Source organism: Seohaeicola sp. (genome assembly GCF_048006315.1).
In the GTDB taxonomy this organism is placed as follows: Bacteria; Pseudomonadota; Alphaproteobacteria; order Rhodobacterales; family Rhodobacteraceae; genus Seohaeicola.
The window spans coordinates 3,684,278-3,698,493 of sequence record NZ_CP180350.1 but is presented as its reverse complement, the minus strand read 5'-3'; the positions used below and the strand labels follow the sequence as shown (position 1 = coordinate 3,698,493).

Annotated in this window: 18 protein-coding genes and 1 tRNA gene; 10 read left to right on the top strand and 9 right to left on the bottom strand. The window is 64.8% G+C overall.

Annotated elements, in window-relative coordinates:
• Positions 1 to 3: 3 nt before the first annotated feature.
• Positions 4 to 579 carry a tetratricopeptide repeat protein gene (locus ACMUJL_RS18325; protein ID WP_068286879.1) on the bottom strand — a complete coding sequence of 192 codons (576 nt, stop codon included), beginning with the start codon at positions 577 to 579 and terminating at the stop codon, positions 4 to 6.
• A gap of 66 nt (positions 580 to 645) precedes the next feature.
• On the opposite strand from ACMUJL_RS18325, the gene ACMUJL_RS18320 reads away from it, so the two are divergent.
• Both ACMUJL_RS18320 and ACMUJL_RS18315 read left to right on the top strand, forming a co-directional pair.
• On the top strand, positions 646 to 936 hold the full coding sequence (locus ACMUJL_RS18320) for an SCP2 sterol-binding domain-containing protein (RefSeq protein WP_068286882.1): 291 nt from the start codon (positions 646 to 648) through the stop codon (positions 934 to 936).
• Between the two features lie 3 nt (positions 937 to 939).
• Complete coding sequence (locus tag ACMUJL_RS18315) at positions 940 to 1,911, top strand: alpha/beta fold hydrolase (RefSeq protein ID WP_375571896.1); 972 nt, start codon at positions 940 to 942, stop codon at positions 1,909 to 1,911.
• 25 nt (positions 1,912 to 1,936) lie between these two features.
• Here the strand turns inward: ACMUJL_RS18315 and ACMUJL_RS18310 are convergent, their stop codons facing one another.
• Positions 1,937 to 2,767 carry a fumarylacetoacetate hydrolase family protein gene (locus ACMUJL_RS18310; protein ID WP_375571898.1) on the bottom strand — a complete coding sequence of 277 codons (831 nt, stop codon included), beginning with the start codon at positions 2,765 to 2,767 and terminating at the stop codon, positions 1,937 to 1,939.
• Positions 2,768 to 2,895: 128 nt separating this feature from the next.
• Between ACMUJL_RS18310 and ACMUJL_RS18305 the strand changes: the two genes are divergently transcribed.
• From ACMUJL_RS18305 to ACMUJL_RS18290, 4 genes are all read left to right on the top strand, one after another.
• Positions 2,896 to 3,918: a ligase-associated DNA damage response exonuclease gene (locus tag ACMUJL_RS18305; protein WP_375571900.1), complete on the top strand. Its 1,023-nt coding sequence runs from the start codon at positions 2,896 to 2,898 to the stop codon at positions 3,916 to 3,918.
• Positions 3,915 to 5,504: an ATP-dependent DNA ligase gene (locus ACMUJL_RS18300; protein WP_416914381.1), complete on the top strand. Its 1,590-nt coding sequence runs from the start codon at positions 3,915 to 3,917 to the stop codon at positions 5,502 to 5,504. Before ACMUJL_RS18305 ends, ACMUJL_RS18300 begins: the two co-directional genes overlap by 4 nt.
• A 64-nt stretch (positions 5,505 to 5,568) precedes the next feature.
• Positions 5,569 to 7,401, top strand: a complete 1,833-nt coding sequence (locus ACMUJL_RS18295; RefSeq protein ID WP_375573835.1) for a M3 family oligoendopeptidase — start codon at positions 5,569 to 5,571, stop codon at positions 7,399 to 7,401.
• On the top strand, positions 7,398 to 7,874 hold the full coding sequence (locus ACMUJL_RS18290; protein ID WP_375571904.1) for a GNAT family N-acetyltransferase: 477 nt from the start codon (positions 7,398 to 7,400) through the stop codon (positions 7,872 to 7,874). Before ACMUJL_RS18295 ends, ACMUJL_RS18290 begins: the two co-directional genes overlap by 4 nt.
• Before the next feature lie 63 nt (positions 7,875 to 7,937).
• On the opposite strand, the gene ACMUJL_RS18285 is transcribed toward ACMUJL_RS18290, so the two are convergent.
• The 3 genes from ACMUJL_RS18285 to ACMUJL_RS18275 form a co-directional block, all read right to left on the bottom strand.
• A complete protein-coding gene (locus ACMUJL_RS18285) occupies positions 7,938 to 8,207 on the bottom strand; it encodes a DksA/TraR family C4-type zinc finger protein (protein WP_068286895.1) in 270 nt (89 codons plus the stop codon).
• 76 nt (positions 8,208 to 8,283) lie between these two features.
• Positions 8,284 to 9,180 carry an RNA polymerase sigma factor RpoH gene (gene rpoH / locus ACMUJL_RS18280; RefSeq protein WP_375571906.1) on the bottom strand — a complete coding sequence of 299 codons (897 nt, stop codon included), beginning with the start codon at positions 9,178 to 9,180 and terminating at the stop codon, positions 8,284 to 8,286.
• Positions 9,181 to 9,409: 229 nt separating this feature from the next.
• Positions 9,410 to 10,435 (bottom strand): RluA family pseudouridine synthase, encoded by a 1,026-nt coding sequence (locus tag ACMUJL_RS18275; protein WP_068286899.1) that lies wholly within the window; start codon positions 10,433 to 10,435, stop codon positions 9,410 to 9,412.
• Here ACMUJL_RS18275 and ACMUJL_RS18270 point away from each other — a divergent pair.
• Complete coding sequence (locus ACMUJL_RS18270) at positions 10,434 to 10,733, top strand: DUF6476 family protein (protein WP_068286901.1); 300 nt, start codon at positions 10,434 to 10,436, stop codon at positions 10,731 to 10,733. The two genes, ACMUJL_RS18275 and ACMUJL_RS18270, sit on opposite strands and share 2 nt — an antisense overlap.
• A 12-nt stretch (positions 10,734 to 10,745) precedes the next feature.
• Here the strand turns inward: ACMUJL_RS18270 and ACMUJL_RS18265 are convergent.
• Both ACMUJL_RS18265 and ACMUJL_RS18260 read right to left on the bottom strand, forming a co-directional pair.
• Positions 10,746 to 10,822, bottom strand: a tRNA-His gene (locus tag ACMUJL_RS18265).
• A gap of 43 nt (positions 10,823 to 10,865) precedes the next feature.
• The gene (locus ACMUJL_RS18260; RefSeq protein WP_375571909.1) at positions 10,866 to 11,348 is read right to left on the bottom strand and encodes a GNAT family N-acetyltransferase; all 483 of its coding nucleotides are present in this window, start codon (positions 11,346 to 11,348) and stop codon (positions 10,866 to 10,868) included.
• A gap of 81 nt (positions 11,349 to 11,429) precedes the next feature.
• Here ACMUJL_RS18260 and ACMUJL_RS18255 point away from each other — a divergent pair, with 81 nt between their 5' ends.
• Complete coding sequence (locus ACMUJL_RS18255; RefSeq protein ID WP_068286906.1) at positions 11,430 to 11,618, top strand: DUF6324 family protein; 189 nt, start codon at positions 11,430 to 11,432, stop codon at positions 11,616 to 11,618.
• A 4-nt stretch (positions 11,619 to 11,622) separates the two neighbouring features.
• On the opposite strand, the gene ACMUJL_RS18250 is transcribed toward ACMUJL_RS18255, so the two are convergent.
• On the bottom strand, positions 11,623 to 12,078 hold the full coding sequence (locus ACMUJL_RS18250; RefSeq protein WP_375571911.1) for an MmcB family DNA repair protein: 456 nt from the start codon (positions 12,076 to 12,078) through the stop codon (positions 11,623 to 11,625).
• Between the two features lie 307 nt (positions 12,079 to 12,385).
• Positions 12,386 to 12,715, bottom strand: a complete 330-nt coding sequence (locus tag ACMUJL_RS18245) for a hypothetical protein (RefSeq protein ID WP_068286912.1) — start codon at positions 12,713 to 12,715, stop codon at positions 12,386 to 12,388.
• Between the two features lie 254 nt (positions 12,716 to 12,969).
• Between ACMUJL_RS18245 and ACMUJL_RS18240 the strand changes: the two genes are divergently transcribed.
• Positions 12,970 to 13,512, top strand: coding sequence for a sigma-70 family RNA polymerase sigma factor (locus ACMUJL_RS18240; protein ID WP_375571913.1), 543 nt, complete (start codon positions 12,970 to 12,972; stop codon positions 13,510 to 13,512).
• The gene (locus ACMUJL_RS18235) at positions 13,509 to 14,204 is read left to right on the top strand and encodes an anti-sigma factor (RefSeq protein WP_375571915.1); all 696 of its coding nucleotides are present in this window, start codon (positions 13,509 to 13,511) and stop codon (positions 14,202 to 14,204) included. Before ACMUJL_RS18240 ends, ACMUJL_RS18235 begins: the two co-directional genes overlap by 4 nt.
• Positions 14,205 to 14,216 lie beyond the last annotated feature (12 nt).

The window sequence follows — 14,216 nt, the reverse complement described above, 5'->3', positions numbered from 1 at the left end:
CGATCAGAGTTTGAGACCCTCGACTTGCGGCTTGAGCCGCGTCACCGCCTCGGCGGCGGGGTCGTAATGGGGATGGATGGAAAGTACAAGCTGATAGGCGGCATAGGCCTGCTGCGGGCGGCCCAGTTCCTCAAGCACGACGGCAAGGCCGTGCGCAGCCTCGTAATGGCGCGGATCAAGGGCAAGGGCCTGTTCAAGGTCGGCAACGGCCGGTCCGATCTGATCCATGCGGAAATAGGCACGCGCACGGGCATGGTAGCCTTCGGCCACGTCGGGCGCATGATCCGTCAGCGCGGTCAGATGTGCCACAGCGGCTTCGAAATCGCCCCGCTCCAGCGCGTCACGCCCGCGTTTCAGCAGCAGATCCATCGCCGCAGAGCCGGTCTTGCGCCACTCCAGACGGATTTCACGCTCGATCCCGGTCGCTTCGGCCTCGGTCGCGCTGATAAGCCGGTCATAGAGCGCATCCAGACCGGCACGGGGCGCGGCCACGCCCTGCCCCAGCACGGGTATGGAAAACGTGACTATCGCGACGAATGCCGCGACGACACGTTTGAGATTATGAAGGAACACGCTCATAACATATGAGTGTAACGCGCAACGCGGGAATTGTTAGCCCCCGCGCATGAAAAAAGGACCACGCGAATGAGCGATGTGATTACAGCGGCCGTGGCCGCGTTGAACGAAAAGATGGGCAGCGGCGGCTTTGCCGGATCGGCGAAATTCGTGATCGAAGGCGAAGGCGCCGTGATGGTCGATGCCAGCGGCGCACGCGCGGCCGATGAAGAGGCTGACGTGACCCTGACCGCCAGCGCCGAAACCTTCGAGGCGATGATGACCGGCGACATGAACCCCACCGCCGCCTTCATGAGCGGCAAGCTGGCCGTGGATGGCGACATGGGCATGGCCATGCAGCTTGGTTCCGTCCTGAGCTGAGCCTTGGACGCCGCCCCGCTTTTCCATGATGCGGCCGAAGGGCCGGACGGCGGGCGCGCCTGGTGGTTGCGCGCCGCCGACGGGCTGCGGATTCGCGTGGGTCACTGGCCCCGCGACATGCAGCAGGCGGGGCGCGGCACGGTCTTTCTGTTCCCCGGACGCACCGAATACATCGAGAAATATGGCCGCGCCGCCGCCGATCTTGCGCGGCGCGGATTCGACACGCTGACCATCGACTGGCGCGGCCAAGGCCTGGCCGATCGCATGGTGGCGGACCGGCGCACCGGGCATGTGGGGCGATTCACCGATTATCAGCATGACGTGGCCGCGATGGTCGAAGCGGCACAGGCGCTGGACCTGCCGCGCCCCTGGTACCTGCTGGCCCATTCGATGGGCGGATGCATAGGCCTGCGCGCCCTGATCGACGGCATGCCCGTGGCCGCCTGCGCCTTTACCGGCCCCATGTGGGGCATCCAGATGGCCACGGCCACGCGCCCTGCGGCCTGGGTGATGTCCTGGGCCGGCTCACGCCTGGGCTTCGGCCATCAGCTGGCACCGGGCACCAAGGCGGAAACCTATGTGCTGGCCGAGCCTTTCGATGACAACGCGCTGACCCGTGACCGGGACATGTATGCCTACATGCAGCGCCAGATGACCAATTACCCGGATCTGGCCCTTGGCGGGCCCAGCCTGCGCTGGCTGAACGAGGCCCTTGTCGAGATGGAGCATCTGGCGCGCCAGCCTGCCCCGCCGCCGCCCTGCCAGACCTGGCTTGGCACGCGAGAGCGGATCGTCTGCCCCGACAGGATCACCGCCCGCATGAGCGGCTGGCCCGGCGGCACGCTGGTCATGATCCAGGGCGGCGAGCATGAGGTGCTGATGGACACGCCCCAGACCCGCGCCGAGGTTTTCGACGGGGTGGCCGCGCATTTCACGGCCCACCCCGGAGTTATCGCAGATCGGCCAAAGGCCTGATTTAAAGCGAAAAAACGCGGCGCCCTCAGGCGTCGCGCCGCACCTCCTGCCGCTGCGCGCCCAGTCCCGCGATGCGCAGCTCCATCACATCGCCTTCGGTCAGGAAACGCGGCGGCTTCATGCCCATCCCCACGCCCGGCGGCGTGCCTGTGGCGATCACGTCGCCCGGTTGCAGGCTCATCAACCCGCTCAGATGCGCGATGATCTGCGCCACCGTGAAGATCATCGTGTCGGTGTTTCCGGTCTGCACACGCGCCCCGTTCAGATCCAGCGACAGATCAAGGTTCTGCGGATCGCCCGCCTCGTCCGGCGTCACCAGCCACGGGCCGATAGGGCCGAAGGTATCGGCGCTCTTGCCCTTGGTCCACTGGCCCACAAGCTCCATCTGGAAGGCGCGTTCGGACACGTCGTTGACCACGCAATAGCCCGCGACGTGATCCAGCGCCTGTTCTTCGCTGACATATTTGGCGGTCTTGCCGATCACGACGCCCAGCTCCACCTCCCAATCGCCTTTCTGCGCGTTGCGCGGAAGGTAGACCGGATCGTTCGGCCCGCAGATCGAGGATGTGGCCTTCATGAAGACGATCGGCATGGCCGGCGGCTCCATCCCCGCCTCGGCGGCGTGATCGGCATAGTTCAGCCCGATCCCGATGAATTTGCCCACCTGCCCCACCGGCGGTCCAAGGCGCGGGTTGCCCGGCACCAGCGGCAGCGTCTCGGGATCAACGCGCGGCAGATCGGCCAGAACGGCGCCCGCCAGATCGGGCACCACGCCCGACAGGTCACGGACACGCCCCGCGCTATCCAGCACACCGGGCTTTTCGGCCCCCTTCTCTCCGTATCTGACAAAACGCATGCCCGTGTCCTCCTCGTGAATGGCGCGCGAACCTTAGCCCGCACCGCGCGATGTGCAAGACCGCTTGGGGCTGGTCGTGGCCCCCCCCGCGCCCTACCCTTGGCCTGACGTGGAACAGGGACAGGTGCATGGCGACCCCGGTGCTGACATTGACGGATCGCGGGCTTTACTGCGCGGCGGGGGATTTCTTCATCGACCCCTGGCGGCCGGTGGATCGCGCGCTGATCACCCATGCCCATGCCGATCATGCGCGCCCCGGCCATCGGCGCTACCTTTGCACGGATGCCTGTATGCCGGTGATGCGGCACCGCCTGGGCGACATCACGGGCGATACGATCCGCTACGGCGAAACCCGCCGGATCGGCGATGCATCCGTCAGCTTTCACCCTGCGGGCCATGTGCCGGGCTCCGCGCAGATCCGGGTCGAGGTGGCGGGACAGGTCTGGGTCGTGTCGGGCGACTACAAGACCGAACCGGACGGCCTTTGCGAGGCCTTCGCGCCTGTGCGCTGCCATACCTTCATCTCGGAATGCACCTTTGGCCTGCCGGTCTTTCGCTGGCAGCCGCAGGCCGAGGTGGCGGCACAGATCAACGGCTGGTGGGCCGAGAACGCCGCGCAGGGTCGCGCCAGCCTGCTGGCGGCCTATAGTCTGGGCAAGGCGCAGCGCCTGCTGCATCTGCTGGATCCTGCCATCGGCCCGATCCTGACCCATGCGGCGGTGGAAAACACCAATGCCGTTCTGCGCGCGCAGGGTCTGGCCCTGCCGGACACGATCCGCATCACGCCCGACCTGGACCGCAAGGCCCATCCCGGCGCGCTGATCGTGGCACCGCCCGCCGTTCTGGGCAGCCCCTGGGCGCGCCGGTTCGGGCCACTGTCGACCGGGTTCGCCAGCGGCTGGATGCAGATGCGTGGCGTGCGGCGCAGACGGGCCGCCGACCGTGGCTTCGTGATCTCGGACCATGCCGACTGGACCGGCCTGCTGGATGCGATCAAGGCGACAGGCGCGGAAACCCTTTACCTGACTCATGGTTACACCGAGATCTTCACGCGCTACCTGCGCGAGACCGGCCATGACGCCCATGTCCTGGCCACCGAATATGGCGGCGAAGACGGGGACGACACCCCGGACACAGGCGATGCCGCATGAAACGCTTTGCCGCCCTTTTCACCGCCATCGACCAGACCACGCGCACCAGCGCCAAGGTGGCCGCCCTGGCCGATTATTTCGCGACCGCCCCGGATGACGACAAGCTCTGGACCATCGCGATCTTTTCGGGCCGCCGCCCGAAACGCGCCGTCACCACCACGCGGCTGCGCGACTGGGCGGCCGAGGCGGCGGGCATCCCGCTGTGGCTGTTCGAGGATGCCTACGCCGTGGTGGGCGATCTGGCGGAAACCATCGCCCTTGTGCTGCCCCCCGCGACAGGCAGCGCGGATGACAGCTTGTCCCATTGGATCAATCACTTGCGCGACCTTGGTGATTCAGATGATGAGCTACGCAAATCGGCTGTCCTTGCGGCTTGGGACAGGCTCGACACCACCGAGCGGCTGGTCTTCAACAAGCTCCTGACCGGCGGGTTTCGCATGGGTGTCAGCCAGAAGCTGATGACCCGCGCGCTGGCCCAGGCAACAGCCCGCCCCGAGGCGGAACTGGCCCATCGCCTGATGGGCAACTGGTCGCCCGACACCACCAGCTTTGCCGATCTGATCGAGGCCGATGATCCCGCTGCCGATCTTTCGCGCCCCTATCCCTTTTGCCTCGCCCACGGGATCGAAGACCTCGCTGCCCTTGGCCCCGTCACCGACTGGCAGGCGGAATGGAAATGGGACGGCATCCGCGCGCAGGTCATCGCGCGCGGCGGCACCCTGCATGTCTGGTCGCGCGGCGAGGAACTGATGACCGACCGCTTCCCGGAACTGGCGCGTCTGGCCGGTGATCTGCCCGGCGGCACGGTGCTGGACGGCGAGTTGGTGGCCTGGGACGGCACGGCGCCCCTGCCCTTCGCCGCTTTGCAAAAACGCATAACGCGCAAGACCGTGCCGAAAAAGCTGCTGGCCGAAACCCCGGTGATCCTGCTGGCCTATGACCTGCTTGAGGCGGGGGGCGAAGACCTGCGCGCATCCCCCTTGCAGGACCGCCGCGCCGCCATGGACCGGATACTGTCCGGCCTGCCGACCGATGCGCCTCTGCGCCCCTCGCCCCTGATCGCGGCCCCCGACTGGGACAGCCTTGCCGCGACCCGTGCGCAGTCGCGCCAGATGAAGGCCGAAGGGCTGATGATCAAGCGCCGCGCCAGCCCCTATCACGTGGGGCGCAAGCGGGGGGACTGGTGGAAATGGAAGCTTGATCCGCTGACCGTGGACGCGGTGATGATCTATGCACAGGCCGGACACGGGCGACGCGCGAATCTGTTCACCGATTTCACCTTCGCGGTCTGGCAGGGCAACGAACTGGTGCCCTTCACAAAGGCCTATTCCGGGCTGACCGATGCCGAATTCGCCCAGATCACCCGCTGGGTCCGGCGCAACACGCTGCAACGCTTTGGCCCGGTGCGGCAGGTGACGCCGCATCATGTCTTCGAAATCGCCTTCGAGGGCATACAGGAAAGCCCGCGCCACAAGTCCGGCATCGCCCTGCGCTTTCCCCGCATGCTGCGCTGGCGGCAGGACAAGACGGTGGATCAGGCCGATACACTGGATCACCTGCGCGCGATGCTGGCGCAATATGGCTGATCCGGCTTGAGGGACCCGCCCCAAGCCCCTATGTCTGATGCAACGCAACAAGACAGGTGATCCCATGTTCCAGCTTTCCTTTCCCGTCTCTGGCCCGATCTGGGACGCCAATGCCCGCCGTGGCAGCAAGGATCTGGGCGATCTGCCGGAATGGGACCTGTCGGATCTCTACACCTCCGAGGACGCGCCCGAGCTGAAACGCGATCTGGACTGGCTGGAACAGGCCTGCGCCAGTTTCGCCGCCGATTACGAGGGCAAGCTGGCCACGCTGGACGCCAAGGGGATGCTGGACTGCGTGCTGCGCAACGAACGCATCACCGCCGTGGCCGGACGGATCATGTCCTTTGCGGGCCTGCGCTATTACCAGATGACCATCGACGCGACCCGCGCCAAGTTCATGTCGGATTGCCAGGAAAAGATCACCAATTTCACCACGCCGCTGGTGTTTTTCTCACTGGAACTGAACCGGCTTGAGGATGATCATGTCGCGGCCCTGTTCGCTGCAAATGCCGAACTGGCGCGTTACAAACCCGTGTTCGACCGCGTCCGCGCGATGAAACCCTACCAGCTGTCGGACGAGCTGGAAAAATTCCTGCACGATCTGGGCGTCGTGGGCGATGCCTGGGAACGGCTGTTCGATGAAACCATCGCGGGGCTGGGCTTCGAGGTGGATGGCGAGCCCTTGAACATCGAAGGCACGCTGAACCTGCTGACCGATCACGACCGCGCGAAACGCGAAGCGGCCGCGCAGGAACTGGCGCGCGTTTTCGGCATGAACATCAAGACCTTCGCCCGCGTGCACAACACCCAGGCCAAGGAAAAGGAAATCGTCGATCGCTGGCGCGGCATGCCCACGCCCCAGACCGGGCGGCACCTGTCCAACGACGTCGAACCCGAGGTGGTCGAGGCGTTGCGCAATGCCGTGGTCGCGGCCTATCCGCGCCTCAGCCATCGCTACTACGAGCTCAAGCGCAAATGGCTGGGTCTGGACCGGATGCAGGTCTGGGACCGCAACGCCCCCCTTCCCGTGGAAGAGATCAAGACGGTGGACTGGCCGACCGTGCGCGGCATGGTGATGGACGCCTATGCAGGCTTTGATCAGCGCATGGCCGATATCGCCGCGCCCTTCTTCGACAAGGGCTGGATCGACGCGGGCGTGAAGCCAGGCAAGGCCCCCGGCGCCTTCGCCCATCCCACCGTGACCGAGGTGCATCCCTACGTCATGCTCAACTACCTGGGCAAACCGCGCGATGTGATGACGCTGGCCCATGAATTGGGCCACGGCGTGCACCAGGTGCTGGCGGCGGGTCAGGGCGAGATGCTGTCATCGACCCCGCTGACCCTAGCCGAAACCGCATCCGTTTTTGGCGAGATGCTGACCTTCCGCAAGATGCTGGAAGGGGCCAGGACGCAGGCCGAACGCAAGACCCTTCTGGCCGGCAAGGTCGAGGACATGATCAACACGGTCGTGCGCCAGATCGCCTTTTACGATTTCGAATGCAAGCTGCACGCGGCGCGCCGTGGGGGCGAGCTGACCCCCGATGACATCAACGACCTGTGGATGAGCGTGCAGGCCGAAAGCCTCGGGCCCGCGTTCGATTTCATGGAGGGCTACGAGACCTTCTGGGCCTATATCCCCCATTTCGTCCACTCGCCCTTCTATGTCTATGCCTATGCCTTCGGCGACGGCCTCGTGAACGCGCTCTACGCCGTCTATGAGGAAAACCCCGACGGCTTCCAGGACAAGTATTTCGACATGCTCAAGGCGGGCGGGTCCAAGCACCACTCGGCCTTGCTGGCCCCCTTCGGGCTGGATGCAACCGATCCCGCCTTCTGGGACAAGGGCCTGTCGATGATTTCAGGCATGATCGACGAGCTGGAGGCGATGGAGGATTGAGCGTCACGCTCATCCCCCTCGCTCTTTCGGACCGTGACCTTGTGGCGCATCTGGCGGTGCATCCCGACCAGCAGCGCTTCGCGGGCACCGTGGCCGAAGCCTTCGACAGCCCGCAAGTGGGCGTCGATTTCCATGCCATGCTGATGGATGACACCCCGGTCGGTTTCTTCAAGATCGACCGGACCTATCCGATGACCCATGGCTTTGCCGAACCGGGCGATCTGGGTCTGCGCGCGGTGATCGTGGATGCCGCACGGCAGGGTCAGGGGGTCGGCACCGCCGCGGTGCGCGCCCTGCCCGGCTACCTGCGCGCGCATTACCCGACGGCGCGCCGTCTTTGGCTGACGGTGAACCTGCAAAACCCCGCCGCCATCGCCAGCTACCGCAAGGGCGGTTTCCAGGATACCGGCGCGATCTGGCCGCATGGCACTGCAGGGCCGCAGCATATCATGCGGCTGTCACTTCAGGACTGACCGCGCTTCTTCTTGCTGCAAATATCCTGGGGGGAGTCCGCAGGACGGGGGGCAAAGCCCCCCCTACTTCAACTGGCTGTCCTTGGACCCGCGCCGATTGATGCCGCCCCGTTGGGCTTGTGCGGTTTGACGCTCGGTCTGGCAATCGATGCACAGCTTCACGCCGGGGATCGCCTGCCGCCGCGCCTCGGGGATCGGCTCCTCGCAATCGGCGCAATGGGTCAGGCTGTCCCCCACCGGCCCACGCCGGGCCTTCAACCGCGCGAGTTCGTCCTGGATCGAGGCTTCGATCTGTTCGTTTACCGCGCCGTCGCGCGCCCATCCACCGGCCATGGCCAACCCTTCCCGCAAATGCAGAACGGCACCAGCCTAGCGGGCCGGTGCCGTTCAGTTCAAGCCACAGATGCGATCAGGCGTTTTCCAGCATGCCCTTGGCGGCGGCCAGTTCGCGCATCCGCTTCTGCAGTTTCTCGAAGGCCCGCACCTCGATCTGGCGGATCCGTTCGCGGCTGACGTCATATTGCGCGCTCAGGTCTTCCAGTGTCACGGTTTCATCGGTCAGGCGCCGTTGGGTCAGGATATCGCGCTCGCGTTCGTTCAGCACGTCCATCGCCTGGGCCAGCAGGGCGCGCCGCGCTTCCATCTCGTCACGCTCGGCGTAATCGGTGGCCTGATCGGCATCCTCGTCCTCAAGCCAGTCCTGCCATTGCATGGATCCTTCGCCTTCGGATCCGACCGTGGCGTTCAGCGAGGCATCGCCACCCGACAGGCGGCGGTTCATGCTGATCACCTCGTCCTCGGTCACGCCCAGGTCGGTCGCGATCTGCTTGACGTTCTCGGGGCGCAGATCGCCCTCCTCAAGCGCACCGATCTTGGCCTTGGCCTTGCGCAGGTTGAAGAACAGTTTCTTCTGCGCCGATGTCGTGCCCAGTTTCACAAGTGACCACGAGCGCAGGATATATTCCTGGATCGAGGCGCGGATCCACCACATCGCATAGGTCGCAAGGCGGAAGCCCTTTTCAGGGTCGAACCGCTTGACCGCCTGCATCAGGCCCACGTTCGCCTCGGAAATCACCTCGGCCTGCGGCAGGCCATAGCCGCGATAGCCCATGGCGATCTTGGCGGCCAGACGCAGGTGGCTCGTGACCATCTTGTGCGCCGCCTCGGTGTCCTGTTCCTCGACCCAGCGCTTGGCCAGCATGTATTCTTCTTCCGGTTCCAGCAGCGGGAACTTGCGGATCTCCTGCATATAGCGGTTCAGACCGCCTTCGGGCGTCGGTGCCGGAAGATTTGCATAGTTGCTCATTGACTCCGTCCCTTTTCACTTGGGGTCCCCTCTAAGTTAAGGGGCTTAACATCGCATTTAAGAAGCAGCCTTTCGCGTTTCAAGGCTTGTGATGCGAAATCTTTAACGAAGCATAACCGATCCCCCGTCGTTTCGGACAGGCATTGACATGGTTTGTCACGCCGATGTGCGCGGCCGTGTAGCCCCGCGAGGGGGATGGACGCGGCGCACCGGGTCCGAAATCACCGGATCAACCCTGCAAGGCTGCGATCAGATCAACCATATCTTGCGGCATTTCCGATTCAAAGCGCAACATTTCACCACTCACGGGATGAATGAACCCAAGAAGTTGCGCATGCAGGGCCTGGCGTGGAAAGTCGCGCACGGCCTCTTCCGCTGCAACGGACACCGCGCCGCGCGCCAGTTTGCGCCGTCCGCCATAGGTCGGATCGCCCACAAGCGCGTGACCGGCATGGGCCATATGCACCCTGATCTGGTGAGTGCGCCCGGTTTCCAGCCAGCAATCGACCAGGCAGGCGACCGCCGGCGCGCCGAAACCCTCGACGACTCGGGCCCGCGTGACCGCATGTCGCCCGCCCTGGAACAGCACCGCCTGGCGCTGCCGGTCGGTCTTGTGCCGCGCCAGCTGCGTGGTGATCTTGAGGATGTTTCCCGGCTCGAAGCTGACGCCCCGGACCCCGCGCAGGCGCGGATCACTGGCATCGGGCAAGCCGTAAACCACGGCCTTGTACTGCCGCTCGACGGTGTGTTTTTCGAATTGCACGGCAAGACCATGATGGGCCCGGTCGGATTTCGCCACGACCAGCAGACCCGAGGTATCCTTGTCGATCCGGTGCACGATGCCGGGGCGCTTCATGCCGCCGACACCGGACAGCGCATCGCCGCAATGCGCCAGCAGCGCATTGACCAGCGTGCCCGAGGGCGAACCGGGGGCGGGATGCACCACCATGCCTGCGGGCTTGTCGATCACGATCAGGTCGTCATCCTCGAACACCACCGTCAGGGCGATGTCCTCGGGGCCGATATGGCTGTCCTCGGCCTCGGGGACCGTGATGGCGATACTGTCGCCTGCCGCGACGCGGGTCTTGGGATCGGTGACAACGGCCCCGTTCAGCGTCACCTGGCCATCTGCGATCAACCGCGCCAACCGGGTGCGCGACAGGTTCGCATCGTCTGGCACATCGCGCGAAAGCGCCTTATCAAGGCGGGGCGGCGGATCGTCCTGGATCCGGACAGAAAGGTGGCCTTGGCCCATGAGCGATCAATCCCCTCTGCCCGAACCGGGCAATCTGCGGTTTCTGCGCCTGCTGGTCACGATCCTGACCGGCACGATGATTGCGGGGCTTCTAGCCATCATCACCCTGCTTGTCATCCGTTTCCCGACAGCAACCCCGGCTTTGCCCGAGGCGATCACCCTGCCCGATGGCACCCGCGCCCAGGCGTTCACGGCAACTGCCCGCTGGTATGCGGTGGTCACCACCGATGACCGCATCCTGATCTACGACCGCGACACGGGCGACCTTCGGCAGGAAATTACCGTTCAAAACCAGTGATATGGTGAAGGATGGTACCACCTCCCCGGCTCGAACGGGGGACCTCTTGATCCACAATCAAGCGCTCTAACCAACTGAGCTAAGGCGGCACTGGGGCGGATTTAACGCCATGGCCCGGTGAATGCAAGCCCGTCAGAGATCAATTTTCCAGCTTTGCTCGACCAGATCGACGCCAAAGGAATGCACGGGTTTCGACGCGGCAAGGCGCCAGCCATTCGCCGCATAGAGCGCGCAGGCCGCCTTGTGGCTTTCATGGGTCCACAACTCCATCCGCGCATAGCCCACCGCCCGCGCGAAGCCCATGCAATGCGCCAGCATCCGCTGGCCCAGGCCCTGCCCCCGCATGGCAGGCTCCAGCAGGAACAGCCGCAGCTTTGCGGTGTCGTCATCCAGCCGCACGCAGAAGATGCTGCCGACGGGCTGGCCATCGGCCTCGACGATCCATCCCGCCTCCCGCGCCGGGTCATGATCCGCGATGAAATCGGCAAGGATGCCTGCCACCAGGGGCGCAAAGGTCGCATCGAAGCCTTCGAACTGGGCATAGAGCGTGCCGTGCCGCTCGGCCAGCCAGGCCGCATCCGCAGGGGTGAAGGGGCGAAACACGGGATCGGTCATGCCCTGATATGACCCCGCGCGCGCTTGCCAAGCAAGATCTAAACCGATAGCACCACTTCCCATACACCCGGAGAGACCGCCATGGGCATCAACAGCGAACGCGACATCGAGGCAAACCTGCAGATCGGCCCGACCGATCAGGGCATGGTGCGGATCTTCGTGGAATCGCAGGGCATCGAAGTCCCGATGGATTTCGATCCCGAAGAAGCCGAGGAAATCGCCGAGGAAATCCTGGCCGCCGTCGCCGCGGCCCGCCAGCTCAAACGCTGACAGCTCAAAGGCTGACGGAAAATCCGGCCCGCGCATCGGGGTCGCGCAACTGGTGCAACCGCTGCGCCGCATGGCGGGCGAACATCTGCGTGACCTTGCGCCGCCGCGCGGGCGCCAGCGGCACCTCGGGCGCCATGCGGACAATCTCGGCATCATAGGGATCGGACAGGATCAACCCGCTGTCATCGGGAAGCAGATCAACGGGAAAATCCGCATCCACCGCCCAGAAGAAACGGTCGCACCACTCAAGATAGCCCTGCCATTTGCTGTCCTGCATGAAATCGGCACGGCATGACTTGCATTCGATCACCCAGATTTCCCCCTTTGGGGTCAGGCCGATCAGGTCCACGCGCAAGCCGCGCGCGGGCACGAATTCCTCCAGGGTCACGATGTCATGACCCAGCAGATGCCGTGCCACCCCGCGCGCCAGAAGCCGTCCGTGCTGTATCATCTCGCTCATGCGACCAGTATCGAACGGAACAAGAACATCTGCAACCCCTTGCCGTAGGCCCGCAGAGCGCCTAACTGTTGCTGCGGCGGGTGCTGCTCTTCACGTGAACGGTTACATTCCAGTGGCCTTAAACACTTCCGAGGGAGTTGGCTCTGATCTGACCCTGGTCTTATTACCTGACGCCCACCTGTACACACAGGCTCTCGGGAATGCGTCAACCACACGGTCGCTGCGGGCCCGCCACTTTCACCCATTCTTTTCGCGCAAGGAAAAAGGGGCCACACAGGCCCCTTCGATCATCTGGATCGTGTCAGGATCAGCGGCGCGGGCCGCGTCCGCCCTTGGCCGCCACGCGCACCGGGATCATGCGCGATGTATCGACCCGGATCGGCCGGCGATGGCCGCCGCGCGGCTCATCGTCGTCGTCATCCTTCATGCGCATCACGGAAATGGCGAACTGCACACCGCCAAAAACGACGCCATTCGACACCCAGAGCACCAGAACGGCCAACAGGCCCATGTCTGAATGGGTCACGAGATGCCACAGGTTTGCGATATTGAACCACAGAAGCATCGCCACGAAAACGCCGGCAAGGCCAAAGCCGATTGCGGCCTGGGTGATGTAAAGGCGTATGAGCTTGGGCATGATGTCCTCTCTGATCCGCTACCTTCCAATGTAACCTGAATTCTGCCTCTCACAAGGGGGCATGCGCTGAACGATGCGCGACAGGCCGTTCCCCGCCGGAAAAAAACCGCAAAAGGCCGACCGATGCCCCCCGAAAAGGCAAGCTTGCCTTTGGTTCGGCCCGAAATAAATCCGCGCTGGTGGGGGATTGCCTTGCCATCCCTCACGTGCGCGATAGAATCGCACACGATACATATGGCGGGAAAGCGGTCAGGATGGCGACGACGGACGAGATCGAAGATCTGATCGCGCGCAGCGCATTGGGCGACCGCGCCGCCTTTTCGCGGCTCTATGACCGCACCAGCGCGAAACTTTTCGGAATAATCCTGCGTGTCTTGAAAGACAGGGCCAGTGCAGAGGACGCATTGCAGGACGCCTTCATGAAAATCTGGCGACATGCCAGCCGCTACAGCGCGAATGGGGCAAGCCCGATGACATGGATGATCACGATCGCGCGGAATACGGCCATCGACCACCTGCGCCGCAAAAGGGAAACCGTCGATGCCGACGATGCGGCGGACCGGCTGGTGTCCTCGGCCCCGACCCCCGAACAGAGCGCCGTCGCCGCGGGCGAGGCGCGGCGGATCACCGCCTGCCTTGACGAGCTGGAACAGGATCGCGGCGCCGCCGTGCGCGGTGCCTATCTTGAAGGCCGCAGCTATGCCGATCTGGCCGAAAGCTTTGGCATGCCGCTCAACACCATGCGAACATGGTTGCGGCGCAGCCTGCAGCGGCTGCAGGAGTGCATGGCAAGATGACCACCGGACCGGACGATATCCCCCAGGACGACAGCCTGCTGGCCGCCGAATATGTGCTGCGCCTGCTGGACCCGGTCGAGGATGCGGCGTTTCGCGCCCGCCTGGCGACAGAGCCTGCCCTGGCCGCCGAGGTGACCGCCTGGACCACGCGCCTGTCAGGTCTTGATGCGGATGTGGCCGAGGTCGCCCCCCGCCCCGCCGTCAAGACCGGGCTGGAACGGCGGCTGTTCGGTCAGCCGCAACGCCTGCCCTTCTGGCAGAGGGTGGGGCTGTGGCAGGCGGTCAGCCTGGCCTCGGTCGCCGTGGCGGCCTTTCTTGCGCTGCAATCGCTGCAACCGCCGCAGCCCGTCGCGCCGACACCTCTGTTCGTCAGCGAGATCGCGGCAGAGGATCAAAGCCTGCGCCTTCTGGCCGTCTACGACGCCCAAGCGGCTGAATTGCGCCTGACAAGGACCGCCGGCAGCGCCGCCGAAGGCCGCGTCTTGCAACTTTGGGCGATTGCCGGCGATGCCGCGCCCGTCTCTCTGGGGGTGCTTCCCGAAACCGGGACAACCGCCGTGATTCTGCCGGAAGCGCTGCGCGCAGGTCTGGCGGACCTGGTGCTGGCCATCAGCGACGAACCGCCAGGCGGATCGCCCACGGGCGCACCCACCGGGGCGGTGCTTGCGGTTGGGCAGGTCAGCGCGCTCTGATCGTCCGGTGCA

Coding starts and splice junctions, on each gene's coding strand:
- ACMUJL_RS18325 (WP_068286879.1), bottom strand. CDS start 579: ATGAGCGTGTTCCTTCATAATCTCAAACGTGTCGTCGCGGCATTCGTC.
- ACMUJL_RS18320 (WP_068286882.1), top strand. CDS start 646: ATGAGCGATGTGATTACAGCGGCCGTGGCCGCGTTGAACGAAAAGATG.
- ACMUJL_RS18310 (WP_375571898.1), bottom strand. CDS start 2,767: ATGCGTTTTGTCAGATACGGAGAGAAGGGGGCCGAAAAGCCCGGTGTG.
- ACMUJL_RS18305 (WP_375571900.1), top strand. CDS start 2,896: ATGGCGACCCCGGTGCTGACATTGACGGATCGCGGGCTTTACTGCGCG.
- ACMUJL_RS18300 (WP_416914381.1), top strand. CDS start 3,915: ATGAAACGCTTTGCCGCCCTTTTCACCGCCATCGACCAGACCACGCGC.
- ACMUJL_RS18295 (WP_375573835.1), top strand. CDS start 5,569: ATGTTCCAGCTTTCCTTTCCCGTCTCTGGCCCGATCTGGGACGCCAAT.
- ACMUJL_RS18285 (WP_068286895.1), bottom strand. CDS start 8,207: ATGGCCGGTGGATGGGCGCGCGACGGCGCGGTAAACGAACAGATCGAA.
- rpoH (WP_375571906.1), bottom strand. CDS start 9,180: ATGAGCAACTATGCAAATCTTCCGGCACCGACGCCCGAAGGCGGTCTG.
- ACMUJL_RS18270 (WP_068286901.1), top strand. CDS start 10,434: ATGAGCGATCAATCCCCTCTGCCCGAACCGGGCAATCTGCGGTTTCTG.
- ACMUJL_RS18275 (WP_068286899.1), bottom strand. CDS start 10,435: ATGGGCCAAGGCCACCTTTCTGTCCGGATCCAGGACGATCCGCCGCCC.
- ACMUJL_RS18260 (WP_375571909.1), bottom strand. CDS start 11,348: ATGACCGATCCCGTGTTTCGCCCCTTCACCCCTGCGGATGCGGCCTGG.
- ACMUJL_RS18255 (WP_068286906.1), top strand. CDS start 11,430: ATGGGCATCAACAGCGAACGCGACATCGAGGCAAACCTGCAGATCGGC.
- ACMUJL_RS18250 (WP_375571911.1), bottom strand. CDS start 12,078: ATGAGCGAGATGATACAGCACGGACGGCTTCTGGCGCGCGGGGTGGCA.
- ACMUJL_RS18245 (WP_068286912.1), bottom strand. CDS start 12,715: ATGCCCAAGCTCATACGCCTTTACATCACCCAGGCCGCAATCGGCTTT.
- ACMUJL_RS18240 (WP_375571913.1), top strand. CDS start 12,970: ATGGCGACGACGGACGAGATCGAAGATCTGATCGCGCGCAGCGCATTG.
- ACMUJL_RS18235 (WP_375571915.1), top strand. CDS start 13,509: ATGACCACCGGACCGGACGATATCCCCCAGGACGACAGCCTGCTGGCC.